16 protein-coding genes are annotated in these 15898 nt (G+C 75.9%); all 16 read left to right on the top strand.

The window, feature by feature from the left end; genetic code table 11:
- The first annotated feature begins 7 nt into the window (after positions 1 to 7).
- The 16 genes from MN205_RS19945 (at position 8) to MN205_RS19870 (ending at position 15893) form a co-directional block, all read left to right on the top strand.
- Positions 8 to 1744 (top strand): CTP synthase, encoded by a 1737-nt coding sequence (locus tag MN205_RS19945; protein WP_242130210.1) that lies wholly within the window; start codon positions 8 to 10, stop codon positions 1742 to 1744.
- A complete protein-coding gene (locus MN205_RS19940; RefSeq protein WP_242130209.1) occupies positions 1741 to 2424 on the top strand; it encodes an NUDIX hydrolase in 684 nt (227 codons plus the stop codon). Before MN205_RS19945 ends, MN205_RS19940 begins: the two co-directional genes overlap by 4 nt.
- Before the next feature lie 107 nt (positions 2425 to 2531).
- Positions 2532 to 3533, top strand: a complete 1002-nt coding sequence (gene xerD / locus MN205_RS19935) for a site-specific tyrosine recombinase XerD (RefSeq protein WP_308220320.1) — start codon at positions 2532 to 2534, stop codon at positions 3531 to 3533.
- A gap of 242 nt (positions 3534 to 3775) precedes the next feature.
- Positions 3776 to 4642, top strand: coding sequence for a ParA family protein (locus MN205_RS19930; protein WP_242130236.1), 867 nt, complete (start codon positions 3776 to 3778; stop codon positions 4640 to 4642).
- Between the two features lie 195 nt (positions 4643 to 4837).
- Positions 4838 to 7408, top strand: coding sequence for an AMP-binding protein (locus MN205_RS19925; protein WP_242130208.1), 2571 nt, complete (start codon positions 4838 to 4840; stop codon positions 7406 to 7408).
- Positions 7409 to 7588: 180 nt separating this feature from the next.
- The gene (locus MN205_RS19920; RefSeq protein ID WP_242130207.1) at positions 7589 to 8302 is read left to right on the top strand and encodes an SAF domain-containing protein; all 714 of its coding nucleotides are present in this window, start codon (positions 7589 to 7591) and stop codon (positions 8300 to 8302) included.
- Positions 8303 to 8305: 3 nt separating this feature from the next.
- On the top strand, positions 8306 to 9103 hold the full coding sequence (locus tag MN205_RS19915; protein WP_242130206.1) for a hypothetical protein: 798 nt from the start codon (positions 8306 to 8308) through the stop codon (positions 9101 to 9103).
- A gap of 2 nt (positions 9104 to 9105) precedes the next feature.
- A complete protein-coding gene (locus MN205_RS19910) occupies positions 9106 to 10467 on the top strand; it encodes a CpaF family protein (RefSeq protein ID WP_374115997.1) in 1362 nt (453 codons plus the stop codon).
- Complete coding sequence (locus MN205_RS21320) at positions 10464 to 11459, top strand: type II secretion system F family protein (protein WP_308220319.1); 996 nt, start codon at positions 10464 to 10466, stop codon at positions 11457 to 11459. Before MN205_RS19910 ends, MN205_RS21320 begins: the two co-directional genes overlap by 4 nt.
- Positions 11456 to 12409 carry a type II secretion system F family protein gene (locus MN205_RS19900; RefSeq protein WP_242130204.1) on the top strand — a complete coding sequence of 318 codons (954 nt, stop codon included), beginning with the start codon at positions 11456 to 11458 and terminating at the stop codon, positions 12407 to 12409. The genes MN205_RS21320 and MN205_RS19900 overlap by 4 nt, the downstream gene beginning before the upstream one ends.
- 75 nt (positions 12410 to 12484) lie before the next feature.
- On the top strand, positions 12485 to 12721 hold the full coding sequence (locus tag MN205_RS19895; protein ID WP_242130203.1) for a hypothetical protein: 237 nt from the start codon (positions 12485 to 12487) through the stop codon (positions 12719 to 12721).
- Complete coding sequence (locus MN205_RS19890) at positions 12703 to 13134, top strand: TadE family protein (RefSeq protein WP_242130202.1); 432 nt, start codon at positions 12703 to 12705, stop codon at positions 13132 to 13134. Before MN205_RS19895 ends, MN205_RS19890 begins: the two co-directional genes overlap by 19 nt.
- A complete protein-coding gene (locus MN205_RS19885) occupies positions 13131 to 13544 on the top strand; it encodes a TadE/TadG family type IV pilus assembly protein (RefSeq protein ID WP_242130201.1) in 414 nt (137 codons plus the stop codon). The genes MN205_RS19890 and MN205_RS19885 overlap by 4 nt, the downstream gene beginning before the upstream one ends.
- Positions 13541 to 14020, top strand: a complete 480-nt coding sequence (locus MN205_RS19880) for a pilus assembly protein TadG-related protein (RefSeq protein WP_242130200.1) — start codon at positions 13541 to 13543, stop codon at positions 14018 to 14020. The genes MN205_RS19885 and MN205_RS19880 overlap by 4 nt, the downstream gene beginning before the upstream one ends.
- Positions 14017 to 14604 (top strand): hypothetical protein, encoded by a 588-nt coding sequence (locus MN205_RS19875; protein WP_242130198.1) that lies wholly within the window; start codon positions 14017 to 14019, stop codon positions 14602 to 14604. Before MN205_RS19880 ends, MN205_RS19875 begins: the two co-directional genes overlap by 4 nt.
- A gap of 44 nt (positions 14605 to 14648) precedes the next feature.
- The gene (locus MN205_RS19870) at positions 14649 to 15893 is read left to right on the top strand and encodes a hypothetical protein (protein ID WP_242130196.1); all 1245 of its coding nucleotides are present in this window, start codon (positions 14649 to 14651) and stop codon (positions 15891 to 15893) included.
- Positions 15894 to 15898 lie beyond the last annotated feature (5 nt).

The raw sequence follows: 15898 nt of genomic DNA, 5'->3' as shown, positions 1-15898 counted from the left end.
GAAGTCCGTGGCGAACCGCAGCAACCCCGAGTCCCCCACCCAGCACGTCTTCGTCACCGGGGGGGTGGCCTCCTCCCTGGGGAAGGGTCTGACGGCCTCCAGCCTCGGTCGCCTGCTCCGTGCGCGCGGCCTGCGCGTGGCGATGCAGAAGCTCGACCCGTACCTCAACGTGGATCCGGGCACCATGAACCCGTTCCAGCACGGTGAGGTCTTCGTCACCGACGACGGTGCCGAGACCGACCTGGACATCGGCCACTACGAGCGCTTCCTCGACGTGCGCTTCGACGCGTCGGCGAACGTGACCACCGGCCAGGTGTACTCCTCGGTGATCGCCAAGGAACGGCGCGGCGAGTACCTGGGCGACACCGTCCAGGTCATCCCGCACATCACCAACGAGATCGTCGACCGGATGCGCGCGCAGGCGCGCGACGACATCGACGTCATCATCACCGAGGTCGGCGGCACGGTCGGCGACATCGAGTCCCTGCCGTTCCTGGAGGCCGCCCGGCAGGTCCGTCAGCGCCTGGGCCGGGACAACGTGTTCTTCGTGCACGTCTCCCTGGTGCCGTACATCGGCCCCAGCGGCGAGCTGAAGACGAAGCCGACGCAGCACTCGGTGGCGGCGCTGCGCAGCATCGGCATCCAGCCCGACGCGGTCGTGTGCCGCTCCGACCGCGAGATCCCCGAGGGCGTCAAGCGGAAGATCGCGTCCATGTGCGACGTGGACGACGAGGCCGTGGTGGCCTGCGTGGACGCCCCGTCGATCTACGACATCCCCAAGGTCCTGCACCGCGAGGGTCTGGACGCGTACCTCGTGCGCAAGCTGAACCTGTCGTTCCGCGACGTGGACTGGACGACGTGGGACGAGCTGCTGCGGCGCGTGCACTCCCCGCGCCGGCGCGTCGAGGTGGCCCTGGTCGGCAAGTACATCGACCTGCCCGACGCGTACCTGTCGGTCACGGAGGCGCTGCGTGCCGGCGGGTTCGCCGAGGACGCCAAGGTCGACATCCGCTGGGTCGCCGCGGACGACTGCGACACGCCCGAGGGGGCCCGCAGGCAGTTGCGCGACGTCGACGCGATCTGCGTGCCGGGCGGTTTCGGCGTGCGCGGCATCGAGGGCAAGCTGGGGGCGCTGCGCTGGGCGCGCGAGAACGGCGTGCCGACGCTGGGCCTGTGCCTGGGCCTGCAGTGCATGGTGATCGAGTACGCCCGCAACGTCGCCGGGATGGCGGGCGCGAGCTCCACCGAGTTCGACCCGGACGCGGAGCAGCCGGTCATCGCCACCATGGCCGAGCAGAAGCACATCGTCGCCGGCGCCGGCGACATGGGCGGCACGATGCGGCTGGGCTCGTACGAGGCGGTGCTGCAGAGCGGGTCCGTGGTGGCCGCCACCTACGGCAGCGAGCGCATCTCCGAGCGGCACCGGCACCGCTACGAGGTGAACAACGCCTACCGCGAGCAGCTCACGGCCGCGGGCCTGGTGTTCTCGGGGCTTTCCCCGGACCGCGAGCTGGTGGAGTTCGTGGAGCTGCCCGAGGACGTGCACCCGTACTACGTGGCGACCCAGGCGCACCCGGAGTTCAAGTCGCGACCGACCCGTTCGCACCCGCTGTTCTCCGGTCTCGTGGCGGCCGCCCTGCGCCGGCAGCGCGAGGAGCAGCTGATCGACGTGGACCCGGAGCCCGCCGAGGAGCACGCCGCGCCGGTGCAGGAGCCGGTGGAGCTGTCGGACGTGACCGCGTGAGCGCCTTCCCCGAGGAACTGGGTGTGCCGCTGGTCGCCGCGGCGGAGGTCGCCGACGCCCCCGTCCAGCGGCCGCTGCGCTCCAGCGAGGTCGTCTTCACCGGTCACGTCTGGGACGTGGTGCGCGAGGTGGTGGAGCTGCCGGGTGACGACGGCGCCGGCAGCACCGTGACCCGCGACGTGCAGCGCCACCCCGGTGCCGTCACCGTGCTGGCCCTGGACGGCGACGACAACGTGCTGCTGATCAAGCAGTACCGCCACCCGGTGCGCCGGGAGCTGTGGGAGCTGCCGGCGGGTCTGCTGGACGTGGCCGGCGAGCCGCCGCTGCGGGCGGCGCAGCGCGAGCTGGCGGAGGAGGCGGACCTCGTGGCGGCCGACTGGGCCGTCGTCGTGGACTGGTTCAACTCCCCGGGTGGTTCCAGCGAGGCGAACCGCATCTACCTCGCGCGCGGGTTGTCCGCGGTGCCGCTCGAGCAGCGGCACACCCGTGAGGACGAGGAGCGCGACCTCGTGCCGGTGCGGGTGCCGCTGGCCGAGGCGGTGCGCGCGGTCCTGGAGGGCCGGCTGCGCAACCCGGGCACGGTGATCGGGGTGCTGGCGGTGCACGCCGCGCAGGCGGCCGGTTTCGCGACGCTGCACCCGGCGGACGAGCCGTGGCCGGAGGGCCTGCTGCGCCGCTAGGACCGGCCGGCCCGACCGGCCGGTGACGCGGCCGGGCGCACTGCGCCCGGCCGCGTCGCTGCTCCTCGGGCGCCGGGCGCTGCCCTAGTGTCACCAGGGTGCTGCCCGTGACCTCCGCGACGCCCGCCGATGCGCGGGAGCAAGCGCGGGAGCCAGGGGAGCGGCTCGTCGGTGCCCTGCGCGACTACCTGGGGCACCTGCGGGTGGAGCGCGGCCTGTCGGAGAACACCCTGGGCGCCTACCGCCGCGACCTGCGGCGCTACCTGCGCTTCCTGGCCGCCCGGGGTGTGGACGATCCCGCCGCCGTCGACGAGGCCGCGGTCAGCGCGTTCGTCGTGGCCCTGCGCAGCGGTGCCGACGGTGGTGCTGCGCTGACGGCCAGTTCGGCGGCGCGCACGGCTTCCGCCGTGCGCGGCTGGCACCGCTTCCTGCACGCGGAGGGCCGCAGCGGCACCGACCCCGCGTCGCTGGTGCGGCCGCCGACACCGCCGCGGCGCCTGCCCACCGCGTTGACGGTGGAGGAGGTCGCACGGCTGCTGGACGTGGCGGGGTCCGGTGGTGACCCCCTCGCGCTGCGCGACCGGGCGCTGCTGGAGCTGCTGTACGGCAGCGGCGCGCGCATCAGCGAGGCGGTCGGGCTGGACGTCGACGACGCCTCCCCGGAGGTGCTCGGGGAGAGCGGTGTGGTGCGCCTGCGGGGGAAGGGCGCCAAGGAGCGCGTCGTCCCGCTGGGGTCGTACGCGCTGAGAGCCCTGGAGCAGTACCTCGTGCGGGCGCGCCCGCACCTGGCGTCGCAGGGCCGCGGCACGGCGGCGCTGTTCCTGAACACCCGTGGCGCGCGCCTGTCGCGGCAGAGCGCGTGGGCGGTGCTGCAGTCGGCGGCGGGGCGTGCGGGCATCGTGCGCGCGGTCTCGCCGCACACCCTGCGCCACTCCTTCGCCACGCACCTGCTGCGCGGCGGCGCGGACGTGCGGGTGGTGCAGGAGCTGCTGGGCCACGCCTCCGTGGCCACGACGCAGGTGTACACGCTGGTCACGGCGGACTCGCTGCGGGAGGTGCACGCGGAGACGCACCCCCGCGCGCACCGGTCACCGGGGGTCGCGGACTAAGGTCGTCGCGCCAGCGCGCCTGCGCGACCGCTTCGCGGGGCGCGGAGCACCGCCCGAGACGAGGAAGTGCCACGCCAGTGACCAGCGAGTTCCCGACGCCCGCCCCCTCGATCCCGCCGGTGCCCGGTGCGGCGGGCGCGCCGTCGGGGACGCCTCGACCCGCCGTGCAGCCGGACACCGCCGATCCGGTGACCGCTGCGCCCGGCGACGGCCGGGTCGTGCCGCCGGGTGACGCCCGCGACGTGCAGGGCGAGATCGAGCTCGGTCCGCAGGAGGGGCCGACGGGTCGGCCGCTGCCCGCCTTCCCCGTGCCCCGGCCGCTGCAGCAGCACGGCCCGGCCCGGGTGATCTCCATGTGCAACCAGAAGGGCGGGGTGGGCAAGACCACCACGACCATCAACCTGGGTGCGGCACTGGCCGAGTACGGCCGCCGGGTGCTGCTGGTGGACTTCGACCCGCAGGGTGCCCTGTCCGCGGGCCTGGGGGTGAACTCCCACGAGCTGGACCGCACCGTCTACCAGTTGCTCATGGAACCGGGCACGGACGTGCGGGAGGTGGTCCGGGAGACGGCCGTGGAGGGGCTGGACCTGCTGCCGGCGAACATCGACCTGTCGGCGGCCGAGGTGCAGCTGGTGGGGGAGGTGGCGCGCGAGAGCGTGCTGGCGCGGGCGCTGCGCCCGGTGCTGGGCGACTACGACGTGGTGCTCATCGACTGCCAGCCCTCCCTGGGGCTGCTGACGGTCAACGCCCTGACGGCCTCCCACGGCGTGCTCATCCCGCTGGAGTGCGAGTTCTTCGCGCTGCGCGGGGTGGCGCTGCTGGTGGAGACGATCGAGAAGGTGCAGGAGCGGCTGAACCCGGTCCTCGAGGTCGACGGGATCCTCGCCACGATGTTCGACGGGCGCACGCTGCACAGCCGTGAGGTCGTCTCCCGCGTGGTCGAGGCGTTCGGGGACGACGTGTTCCACACGGTGATCGGCCGCACGGTGAAGTTCCCGGACGCGACGGTGGCTGCGGAGCCGATCACCGTGTACGCGAGCGGCCACCCGGGTGCGGAGGCCTACCGGCAGCTGGCGCGTGAGCTGGTCGCCCGCGGCGATGCGGCGTGAGGCGCTCCCCGTCCGTGCCCTGCCGTGCCGTGGCGCGGAGCCACTGCGCCGCACGGGGAGTGAGTTCCCTGCGCCCGGGTGGGGGAGCGGAGCGCCGGGCGGTCTGAACGGGGTCCTGCGGCTGCGGTGAGCCGTTAAGGTGCGCCTCGCGGACGCTGGGGGAGCGCCCGCGAGGACGTCACGGGGGGTACTCACATGGTCGCGCCGCTCTCGGAGGACCACGCCACGGGGACGCTCGTCCCCCGGATCGTCGAGGTGGCCCTCGACGCCGCGCGACGGGTGCTCGTCGCCGACGGCGAGGACGGCCTGACGGGCGCCGACCTGCTGGTGCGCGCCGCCCGGGTCCGGGCCGCCGTGCTGGCCGCCGGCGCCGCCGGGGAGCCCGTCGCGGTCCTTCGCGGTCACGACGCGGGTGCCGTCGCCGCCGTCGTGGGGGTCATCGCCAGCGGCAGCCCCCTGGTCGTGCTGGACCACACCACCCCCGCGGCCAGGCTGCGTCACTACGTGCGTTCCGCCGGGGCGTCGATCTGCGTCAGCGACGCCGCGCGCGCCGCCACCGCGGCCGAGGTGGTCACCACGGTGCTCGACCCCGGCGACGCGGCGTGCACCGGGGCGGACCACCTGGCGGCGGCCGCGGAGCTCCTCGCCGCCCCCGCCGCGCCGGGGGACACCGCGGTGCTCGTGTACACCTCCGGATCCACCGGTGCGCCGAAGGGCGTGGCCTGCGACCACCGTTCGATCCTGCACGACGCGTGGGTGAACTCGGTGGGCACCGGCTGCTACGGGGCGTCCGCGGTCGTGGCGCACCTGCTGCCCCTGGGGTTCAGCGCCGGCATCGGTGCGACCCTCGCGTGCCTGCTCGTCGGCGCCCGCCAGGAGCTGTTCGACCCGCGCAGCCGGTCGGTGTCGGAACTGCCCGGGTGGATGCGGCGCCAGGGGGTCGACGTGCTGCACGCCTCCCCGGCGATCCTGCGCGGGGCGCTGACCGCCCTGGCTCCCGGGGAGCGTCTCGACGGCCTCGTCAGCGTCACGATGGCCGGGGAGACCGTCCACGGCGCGGAGCTGAGCCGCGTCCGGGCCGCCGTGGGCCCGCGGTGCGTGCTGCGCAACCGCTACGGCTCCACCGAGACGTGGCTGATGGCCGAGTTCCGGATCGAGCCCGGCGACGCCTCCCCGCAGGGCGCCACCCCGGTCGGGTGGGCGGTGCCGGGGGCGCGCTTCGAGGTGCGGGGCGAGGACGGGGTGCGCCGCCCGCACGGCACCGGCCGGGTGGTGGTCACGTCCCCCTGGTTGACGCAGGGGTACCGGGACGCGCCCGAGCGCACCGCCGAGGTGTTCACCGCGAACCCCGACGGCACCCGTTCCTTCCTCACCAGCGACGTCGGCGTCCTCGGCGAGGACGGCTGCCTGCGGCTGCTGGGACGTTCCGACCACAGCGTGAAGGTCCGCGGCCTGCTGGTGGAACCCGGGGAGGTCGAGGCCCTGCTGTTCGCCCAGCCCGGCGTGCGGGAGGCCGTGGTGGCCGGCCGGCCGGACCCGCGCACCGGCCACGTGGTGCTGGTGGCGTACGTCGTCCCCGAGGGGCCGCGGCCGCAGGCTTCGGCCGTGCGGGCGGTGGTGCGGGAGAACCTGCCCTCGCACATGGTCCCGCGGTACGTCGTCCTCCTGGACGCGCTGCCGCGCACGGAGCGCGGCAAGCTGGACCGTTCCGCGCTGCCGGAACCGGAACCCTCCACCGTTCCGCACGAGGCGCCGCGCACCAGCTGGGAGCAGGTCGTCCGGGAGCAGTTCGCCGCGGTCCTGGAGCTGGAGGACCTCGGTGTCCACGACGACTTCTTCGAGCTCGGCGGCGACTCGCTGGCCGCCGAGGCGCTGGTGGCGCGGATGGCCGAGGTCGTGCAGGACCCGCCCCGGCCGCTGACCACCGCGCTGCTGGCGGCCGAGCCCACCGTTGCCCGCTTCGCGGCCGCGGCGCGCCGCACCGCCCGCGAGGAGAACCCCACGCTGGTCCCGCTGCGCGCCGCGGGCGAGGGGCCGCCGCTGTTCCTCGTCGCCGGCGCCGGCAGCGCGGCCGTCGCCCTGCGCACCCTGGCCCAGCGGGTGGAGCACCCCGGGCCCGTGCTCGGCCTGCAGGCCAACGGCCTGGAGAACCGGGCGCTGCCCGACTGGTCGATCGAGCGGATGGCGCGTCGGCACGTCGGCACGGTGCGCCGGGTGCAGCCGCACGGCCCCTACCGCATCGCCGGTCACTCGATGGGCGGTCTCGTCGCCCACGAGGTGGCGCGCCGGCTGCGCGCGGCCGGTGAGGAGGTCGAGCTCCTGGCGGTCCTGGACTCCTTCCCGCCGAACCCCTCCCTGATGCCGCGCTCGACGTACCCGACGCTGCGCGAGAAGGCCAAGGAGGCGCTGTCCCTGGCGCTGACCGGTGTGGTGCCCCACCCGGGCCTGGGGCACTACGTGCGCTTCTTCCGGCAGGGCATGGTCGTCCAGCGCTGGTACCGCCCGACGGGGACCTACGGCGGCCGCACCCTCGTCCTGGTCGCCGCGGACGACCCGGAGGCCGCCGAGCGGCGGCAGTGGGCGCCGCACCTGTCGGGGGAGTGGACGCTGGTGGAGGTGCCCGGGGAGCACATGTCGATCCTGCGCGAGCCCCACGTGGCGCCCGTGGCGGAGCACCTGTCGGCAGCCCTGGCCGCTGCTGCCGCGCCGCGGCCCCGGCACGGGGACGAGGAGGCCCGGACGGGCGGGCAGGCCGCTCCCGCCTGACGGACGGCGTCTGACGGGCGGCGCACCGGCCCGGGGCCCGGGGGCGGCGCGGTCCCTCACCCGATCCGCTCACTCCCCGTGGCGGCGCGGTGGTCGGGACGGGTGACGTGCCTGGTCCGCTCGGGGCATCCGGCTGCTCACCGTGACCGTCGCCCGGTCCCGCCGTGCGAACTTCGGTGCATGCCCCCCACCGCTGCCCCACCCCGCACCGGCGCGCCCGGACGGGTCCTGGACCCCGGAACCCGGCGGGTGCCCGCTCCCACCCGCGAACGCCGCCCGGCCCTGCTGGCCCTCGGGCTGGTGCTCGTGGTGGGCGGTGCGCTGGGCAGCGCGCTCGTCGTGCACCGCAGCGGCGACCGGGTCGACGTGCTCGTCGCGCGCCACGACATCGCCCCCGGTGAACGCGTCGACGCGGAGGACCTGGGCGTGGCCCGGGTCGCGGCGGACGGTGCCGCGGTCGTGCCCTCCGCCGCGCTGGGCAACTTCGTGGGGACGTACGCCACCGGCCGCATCCCCGCCGACACGCTGCTGAACCGCACGATGTTCCTGGCCGGGGACGCGGTGCCCGTGGACGCGGCCGTCGTGGGTCTCGTGCTCGGCCCCGAGCAGCGGCCCACCGAGCCCCTGCGCTCGGGAGACGTCGTGCGCGCCTTCCTGGTCTCGGCCGACGGTTCCGGCACGGTGACCGGGGAACCCGCCGGGACGGTCCTGCTGACGTCGGCGCGCGTGGTCGCCGCCGGGGCCGACTCGGCCCGCTCCGCCGGCGACACCGTCTCGCTGCTCGTGCCCACGGCTCAGGCCGCGGGCGTGGTGGCCGCCGCGTCCGCCGGGCAGGTGGCGGTGGCGCGGGTCGCCGACGGCACCACCCCGCCCGTCGACCTCGAGGGTCGGTGAACCGTGGCCCTCGTGTCCTTCGTGTCCGCCAAGGGGTCTCCCGGTGCGACGACGACCGCGATGCTCAGCGCGGCGCTGTGGCCGGCGCCCGTGCTGCTGCTGGACGCCGACCCCGCCGGTGGTGACGTGGCCGCCCGCTGGCCCACGGCCGGTGGCGGTGTCCTGGACGCCGAGCGGGGCCTGCTGCCGCTGCTGACGTCGGCGCGGCGCGGCCTGAGCGCCGAGCAGGTGCTCGCGCAGGCGCAGCCCGCATCGGGCGGTACCCCGGTGGTGTGCGGTCTGGGCGCGCCCGAGCAGGCGCGGGCCGCGGAGCGGTCGTGGCCGTCCCTGGCCGCCGCCGTCCTGGACGTGACGCGGGGCGCGGGCGGTACCGGCCCCACCGACGTGCTCGTGGACGGCGGACGCCTGGGAGCGCACCCGGTGCACCTGCCCCTGCTGCGCGAGTCCACCGCCGTCGTCCTGGTGGTGCGCGACGACGTCGCCGGTGTCCTGCACGCCCGGGAGCGGCTGCGCGTCCTCGCCGGGGCCCTGCGCCGCGGTGACGGGCTGCTGCCGCGCGTGGGGGTGGTCGTGGTGGGTGACCTGCAGCGCGGGGACGCCGACGGCAGCGCCCGGGTGCTGCTCGAGGTGGGGGAGTGGGTCGAGGACTTCGGCCGGCTGCCGCTGGACGCCGCGGGCGCCCGGGTCTTCGACGGCGCGCGCACCGCGCGCCCGGAACGGACCGCGCTGGTGCGGGCGGGACGGGCGGTCGTGCGGGCGGTGGCCGCTGCGGCCGCCGGCCGGCCGAGGGACGCCGCGTGAGCGTGTTCCCGGCGGCGCCCTCGGGCCCCGTCCCGGGCACGCGCCGCGTCGGTGCGGTCGACCACGACCTGGTGCGCCGCCTGCGCGTGCAGGTGGCGGACCGGCTGGCGGGCCAGCGCCGGCGCGACGACCTCGCGGGCCGTCCGCCCATGTCCAGCGCCGACGAGCGCCAGTTCGCCCGCTCCCTCGTGGTGCAGGTCCTGGAGGACCACGCCCGCGCGGAGGTGGAGGCGGGCCGTGCACCACTGGCCGCGTCCGACGAGGAGGCGGTGGCGGCGGCGATCGGGGCCGCGCTGTTCGGCGTGGGCCGGCTGCAGCCGCTGCTGGACGACCCCGACGTGGAGAACGTCGACATCAACGGCTTCGACCGCGTCTTCGTCGGGTACGCCGACGGCCGCGAGGAGCTGCACGCACCGGTCGCCGAGTCCGACGACGACCTCGTCGAACTCGTCCAGGTGCTCGCCGCCAACGTCGGGCTCACGAGCCGGCCGTTCGACGCGGCGAACCCGCAGCTGGACCTGCGGCTGCCCGACGGCTCGCGGTTGTCGGCGGTGATGGGCGTGTGCCAGCGCCCCGCCCTGAGCATCCGGCGCGCCCGCCTGGGCACCGCGAGCCTGGCCGACCTGGTGGCCGCCGGGTCGATGACCGACGACCTCGCGCAGTTCCTGCGCGCAGCCGTGCGAGCCCGCAAGAACATCATGATCGCCGGATCCACGAACTCGGGGAAGACGACCCTGCTCCGAGCGCTGGCTGCGGAGATCGGCCCGCACGAGAGGATCATCACGGTCGAGCGGGCGCTGGAACTCGGCCTGGACGCCCACGTCGAGGCCCACCCGAACGCCGTCGCGTTCGAGGAGCGGCTGCAGAACTCCGAGGGGGTCGGCGGCGTGAGCATGGCCGACCTGGTGCGCCGTTCGCTGCGCATGAACCCCAGCCGCGTCATCGTCGGGGAGGTCCTCGGCGACGAGATCGTCACGATGCTCAACGCGATGAGCCAGGGCAACGACGGCTCCCTGTCCACGATCCACGCGAACTCCTCGGCCGAGGTGTTCAACCGGATCGCGACCTACGCCCTGCAGGCCGAGGAACGCCTGCCGGTCGAGGCGAGCCACATGCTGATCGCCGGGTCCGTGGACTTCGTGGTGTTCCTCGACAAGCAGAACACCTACCACGCCGGTGGCGGCCTGCGCCGGGTGGTCGCCAGCGTGCGTGAGGTCACCGGGGTCGACGGGCGGGTGCTGTCCTCGGAGGTGTTCCTCGCCGGGGCCGACGGGGTGGCCCGCGCGCACGCACCGCTGCAGTGCGCCGCCGACCTGGAGCGGCACGGCTACGTGGCCCCGGTGCTGCAGCGGTGGGACGCGTGAACGGGGCGGCGGGGAGCGTGCTGGACCCGGTGACCGGGTTCCTCGCGCCGGAGGTGGTCGTCGCCCTCACCGGTGGCGCCGCCGGCCTGGGCGTGCTGGCCGTGGTGCTCGGCCTGCGGGGCCGCGCACCGGGCGCCGGTTCGAGGCCGCCGTCGTGGCGGGCCCGGCTGGGGGCGCGCGCGGGCGGTCGCCGGGTGCTGGCGGGGTTGGCCGCCGGCGTGGCGACGGTGGTGCTGACGCGCTGGCTGGTGGCCGGCGTCGGCATCGGCCTGCTGGCGGCCTGCTGGGACCGCCTGCTGGGCGGCGGCGCCGAGGAGGGGCGCGGGATCGCCCGCACCGAGGCGCTCGCCACGTGGACGGAGTCGTTGCGTGACACCGTCGCCGGCGCGATCGGGTTGGAGCAGGCGATCCCCGCGACCGCCGCCACCTCGGCACCGGTGCTGCGCCCGTCGCTGAACCTGCTGGTGGACCGGATGCGCATCCGCGAGCCCCTGCCGGAGGCGCTGCTGCGCTTCGCGGAGGACGTCGACGACCCCAGCGCCGACGTGGTGTGCGCGGCGCTCGTGCTGAACGCGCGGTTGCGCGGACCGGGCCTGCGCGACGTCCTCACCGCCCTGGCCGCCTCCACGCGCGAGGAGCTCGACGTGCGCCGCCGCATCGAGGCCAGTCGCCGCAGCATCCGCCGCAGCGTCCAGATCGTCCTGCTCATCGTGCTGGGCGTCATGGGCCTGCTGGCCGTGTTCAACCGCGCCTACGTCGAGCCGTACTCCACGGTGGCCGGGCAGCTGGCGCTGGTCGTGGTGGCCGCGCTGCTCCTCGTCGGGCTGGTGTGGCTGCGCCGCCTGGCCCGCGTGGAGGTCCACGAACGGTTCCTGGCCACGGCCGGTACCGCCGCCGGCGTCACGGCGACCGCCGCCGTGGCGACGGTGGGCACGGGGCTGGGCACGGGGCTGGGCACGGGGCTGGGCACGGGTTCGGCGGTGGCGCGGTGAACCTCGCACTGCTGTTCGGCGCCTCGTCGGGGGCGGGTGCCCTGCTCCTCCTGAGCGCCCTGCTGCGCCCGCGTCCCTCGGTGGCCGTGCAGGTCGCCCGACACGACGCGGTGCGCCGCACGTCGCGGCGAACCCTGCTCAGCGAGGCGGAGGCGGCGGCCTCCGCCGCCCCCCGGCGCGCCCTGGTCGGCCCCGGCTCCGCGACCGGCCGCCTGGTGGCGGCGCTGGCCGACCGGCTGGAGGTGCTCAGCGCCGAGCGCGGCTGGCGGCTGCACCGCACCTGCGCCGACCTGGCGGTGCTGGGCCGCGGCACGGGGGAGTTCCTGGCCACGAAGGTCGTCGCCGGGCTGGTGCTCCTGCTGCTGGCGCCGGTGTGCTGGGCGGTCCTGCGGGTCTGCGGCGTCCCCCTCCCCGGAGGGGTCCCGCTGCCGCTGGCGCTCGTGCTGGGCGCCGCCGGTTTCCTGGTCCCCGACCTGGCGCTGCGGTCCGACGCGGAACGCCGCCGCCGGGACTTCCGGCGCGTCGTCGGCGTGTTCTGCGACCTGGTCGCGATGAACCTCGCCGGCGGACGGGGCCTGCCCGAGGCGCTGCTCAGTTCCGCCTCCGTGAGCGACTACTGGGCGCTGGTGCGCATCCGGCAGGCGCTCGCCAACGCCCGGTTGCTGGGGACGACCCCGTGGGAGGCGCTGGGCGAGCTGGGCACCGAGCTCGCCGTCCCGGAACTCGTCGACCTGTCCGGGGCGTTGGGTCTCGCCTCGGACGACGGCGCGAAGATCCGCGCCTCGCTGTCGGCGCGCGCGGCCACCATGCGCCGGCGCGACATGGCCGACACCGAGGGGCAGGCGGGGGAGAAGTCGCAGTCCATGCTCGTGGCGCAGCTGCTGCTGTGCACCGCGTTCATGGTGTTCCTCGCCTTCCCCGCCGTCTCCAACCTCGTGGGGCAGTCGTGACGGGAACCCCCGCGCGCTCCCAGGACCCGCGTGCGGCCGTCTCGCGCCGCACGCACCCGACCGAAGGGAAAACCGATGTCCCCATCGATCTCGCGCCTGGCGCGGCTGCTGTCCGCACGTGCCCGGCGCGCCGCGGCGCAGGGCCGCGACGCCGGCGCCTCCGCCCTGGAGTGGGCGATCATCGCAGCCGTCGTCGTGGTGGCCGCCTCCGTGATCGGCGGGGTGGTCTACAACATCGTGAGGACCAAGAGCGAGGCGCTGGAGGAGTGCTCCACGGTGGCGGTCGGTACGGCTTGCGCGGGTGTGGGCTGAAGCGCGGCCGCTCCGCCGGGCGCGACGGCGGCAGCGCGGCGCTGGAGACGGCGTTCCTGGCGCCCGTGTTCCTGCTGCTGGTGTTCTTCGGCATCCAGGCGGGCCTGTGGGCCTACGGGCGCTCCGTCGCGCTGCAGTCGGCCCGCGAGGGAGTTTCGCAGTTGCGGCTGCTGGCCGACGAGCAGGCCGTGGCCGCCGGGCAGGGAGGCGTCGAGGAGCACGTCCGGCAGTTCGCCACCACGGTGGGGCGCGAGGCGCTGCTGGACCCCGGGGTGCGCACCACCTGGTCGGCCGACGGCCGGCGCGTGCGGGTGAGCGTCAGCGGCCGCGTCATCAGCCTGGTGCCGGGGCTGGACCTGAGCACCACCCAGAGCGCCGCCGGGCCGCGCGAGCTGTTCGGGAGCGAGGGGTGAACGGGAGGCAGGAGCGCGAGGCCGGCAGCCTCGCGCTGGAGTTCACCCTCGTCGCCCCCGCCGTGCTGCTGCTCGTCGCGCTCCTGCTCGCGTACGGGCGCGCCGGGCTGGTCTCGGCGACCCTGGACTCCGGGGTGCGCGACGCAGCGCGCAGCGCCACCCAGGCGCGCTCGGCGGACGACGCCCGCTCGCGCGCCGAGGAGGTCGTCCGCGCCGCCGTCGGCGAGGGGGAGTGCGCCGAGACCCTCGCCGTGGAGCCGCTGGCCCGGTTCGAGCCGGGAACCCCGGTGACCGTCACCGCCCGGTGCCGGTACGCCCTGGCGGACCTGGGACTGCCGGGCGCCCCCGGCCACGTCACGGTGAGCAGTTCCTTCTCCAGCCCCCTGGACCCCAACCGGGGGGTGCGGTGAAGCGCCCGCGCCTCGCGGTGGGGCACGAGGAGGAGGGTTCCATCGCCCCGGCCGTGCCCGTGCTGGCGCTGGTGCTGCTGCTGCTGGCCGGGCTGGTGCTGGACGCCTCCCGGCAGCTGGCGGCCCGCGCCCGTGCCGTCGCCTACGCCGAGGAGGCCGCCCGCGCCGGCGCCGCGGCCGTCGACGTGGACGCGCAGGACCTGGTCCTGCTGCCGGACGCGCAGGTGCGCGAGCGCGTGGACGCGTACTGCCGGGACGCGGTGGCGGCCGGGGCACCGATCACCGGACCGGGCGCGTGCTTCACCGGGATCACCGGGCAGGGCGACCCGTACGGTCGCCGGATCGTCGTGACGACCCACGTCGAGGTGGTGCTGCCGACGACGCTGCTCGGCATCGTCGGGGTCCGCGAGCTGCACGCCGCGGGCGACGCCCGAGCCCGCCCGTTCGAGGGGACCGACCAGGAGGACGCCACGTGACCAGGACCACCGCCGCGCTCGTCGCGGCCGCCGGGCTGGTGCTCACCACCGGCTGCTCGGACCAGGCCTCCGACGTGGCCCCGCCGGCACCGGCGGGCACGCCCGCCGTCGCCGCGCCGGGCCCCGTCCCCGGTACCGCGTCCTCGCCGGCCGCGGCGGGACCCTGGGACGGCGACCCGGCCGCCGTCGCCGTGCGCGTGTACCTGCGCGAGCAGGCGCTGGCCGTCAACGCGCGCGTCGCCGACCCCGCGCGCCTGCCCGCGCTGAGGGCGACGCTGACCACGGCGGCGCTGGAGTGGGCGGTGCCCCTGCTCGCGCAGAACCTCGGCGACGAGATGCCCGGCCCGTACCCGGTGGGTGTGCTCGGCAGCACCCGGGAGGGGCAGGACCGCGTGGTGCTGCAGCTGTGCCTGCAGGACCGCGGCTGGCAGGTGGACCGCGCCGACGGGGAACCCGTCAACACCGCCCGCTACTCCACGGCCACCGCCGTGGTGCTGCGCGTGGACGGTCGCTGGCTGGTCGACGACGTCGCCTCCACCAGCGGGGCGTGCACCGCCGGCGACGTCGTCGTGGAGCGGTTCTGATGCGGGCGGGCGGGTCCGCGCCCGGTGCTCGTGGGCGTCGTGCGGTGCTGGTGCGGGCCGCCCTGCTGCCCGTGCTGGCGCCGCTGCTCCTCGCGCCCACCGCGGCCGTGGCGGCCGAGGCGGGGGCCGCGCGACCGATGGCGTCGCCGACGCCGGTGGGCGTGAGCGCGCACGGCAACTGCCTGACGTACGCCAGCGCGGGCAGCGGTTTCAACGGTGGCGGCAGCTACGGGCTCAGGTGCGCCGGGTCGCGACGTTCCGCCAGCTTCGGCGACCTGCTGCGCGGTGCGGAACCCCCGACCTGCTGGTTGAGGTCCCCCGACGACGCCGGTCCCACGACCACCTCGGCGAGGGTCCCGGGCACCGTCGTCGCGCCGGCGTCCCTGCTCCTCGCGGCGCCCGGGGCCGCGGTGGAACCGCCGCGGACGGGTGCGGGCCCGGCGCCCACCCCGACGACGTCGGCGGTGCCTGGACCCACCGCGGACCCCACCCCGGAACCGGCGCCCACCCCCACGGGGGAACCCGCTCCCACGGGGGGACCCACCGCCACCGCGGGACCCGCCGCGACCCCGGAACCCGGGTCCACCCCGGTGCCGACCACGCCCCCACCACCCCCGCCACCACCACCGGTGGAACTGGTGCAGCACTGCATCGAGCCCCCTGCGGACCCCCGTACCGGGATCCCGTCCTGGGGCATGCGGATCGTGCCGAGAACCGTCCTGGTCCACCTGGACTCCACCGACCGGTACCCGTTGTGGACGGAACTCACCCCCGGGCAGCAGGCGTACGCGGACCTGGTGCACGAGCGCAGCGGGCGCATCAAGACGTCCGGGGTCCGCACGTCGCCGTCCACCAGGCCACGGGTCGGGCAGACCGTCGCGTTCTCGCGCGGGTCGACCGAGAACCCGGCCGTCGTGGGCACCGGTGACACCCGCATGCGTGCCGTCGTGGTGCGTCTGCGGGTGTGGCCGCTGCCGGGTGCGGAACCGGTGACCTGCGAGGGCGGGGGAGCGGAACTGGCGCCGGGCGCCACCAGGCGCACCGGTGCCGAGGTGTGCTCGTACACCTACCGCCGCACCTCCAGCGGCCGGGACTTCCACGGCGGTGGGGACACCTTCCGCGTCACGGCCCTGGAGACCTGGCGCATCGAGATCAGCGAGGACGCCGGAGCCACCTGGCAGACCTACCGGGAGGTCGACCTGCCCACCGAGACGGGGATCCAGGTGACCGAGGTGCAGACCCTCGTCGTGCCGCTGCCCCCGTCCGGAGGCGCAGGACGAACCTCGTGACGAAC

Source organism: Kineococcus sp. TRM81007 (genome assembly GCF_022669155.1).
In the GTDB taxonomy this organism is placed as follows: domain Bacteria; phylum Actinomycetota; class Actinomycetes; order Actinomycetales; family Kineococcaceae; genus Kineococcus.
The sequence above is the reverse complement of the archived record's forward strand: the minus strand, read 5'-3'. Positions and strand labels throughout refer to the sequence as shown.

Excerpts from the sequence above, each read along its gene's own strand:
- MN205_RS19925 (WP_242130208.1), top strand. The coding sequence starts at position 4,838 with ATGGTCGCGCCGCTCTCGGAGGACCACGCCACGGGGACGCTCGTCCCC.
- MN205_RS19920 (WP_242130207.1), top strand. The coding sequence starts at position 7,589 with ATGCCCCCCACCGCTGCCCCACCCCGCACCGGCGCGCCCGGACGGGTC.
- MN205_RS19895 (WP_242130203.1), top strand. The coding sequence starts at position 12,485 with ATGTCCCCATCGATCTCGCGCCTGGCGCGGCTGCTGTCCGCACGTGCC.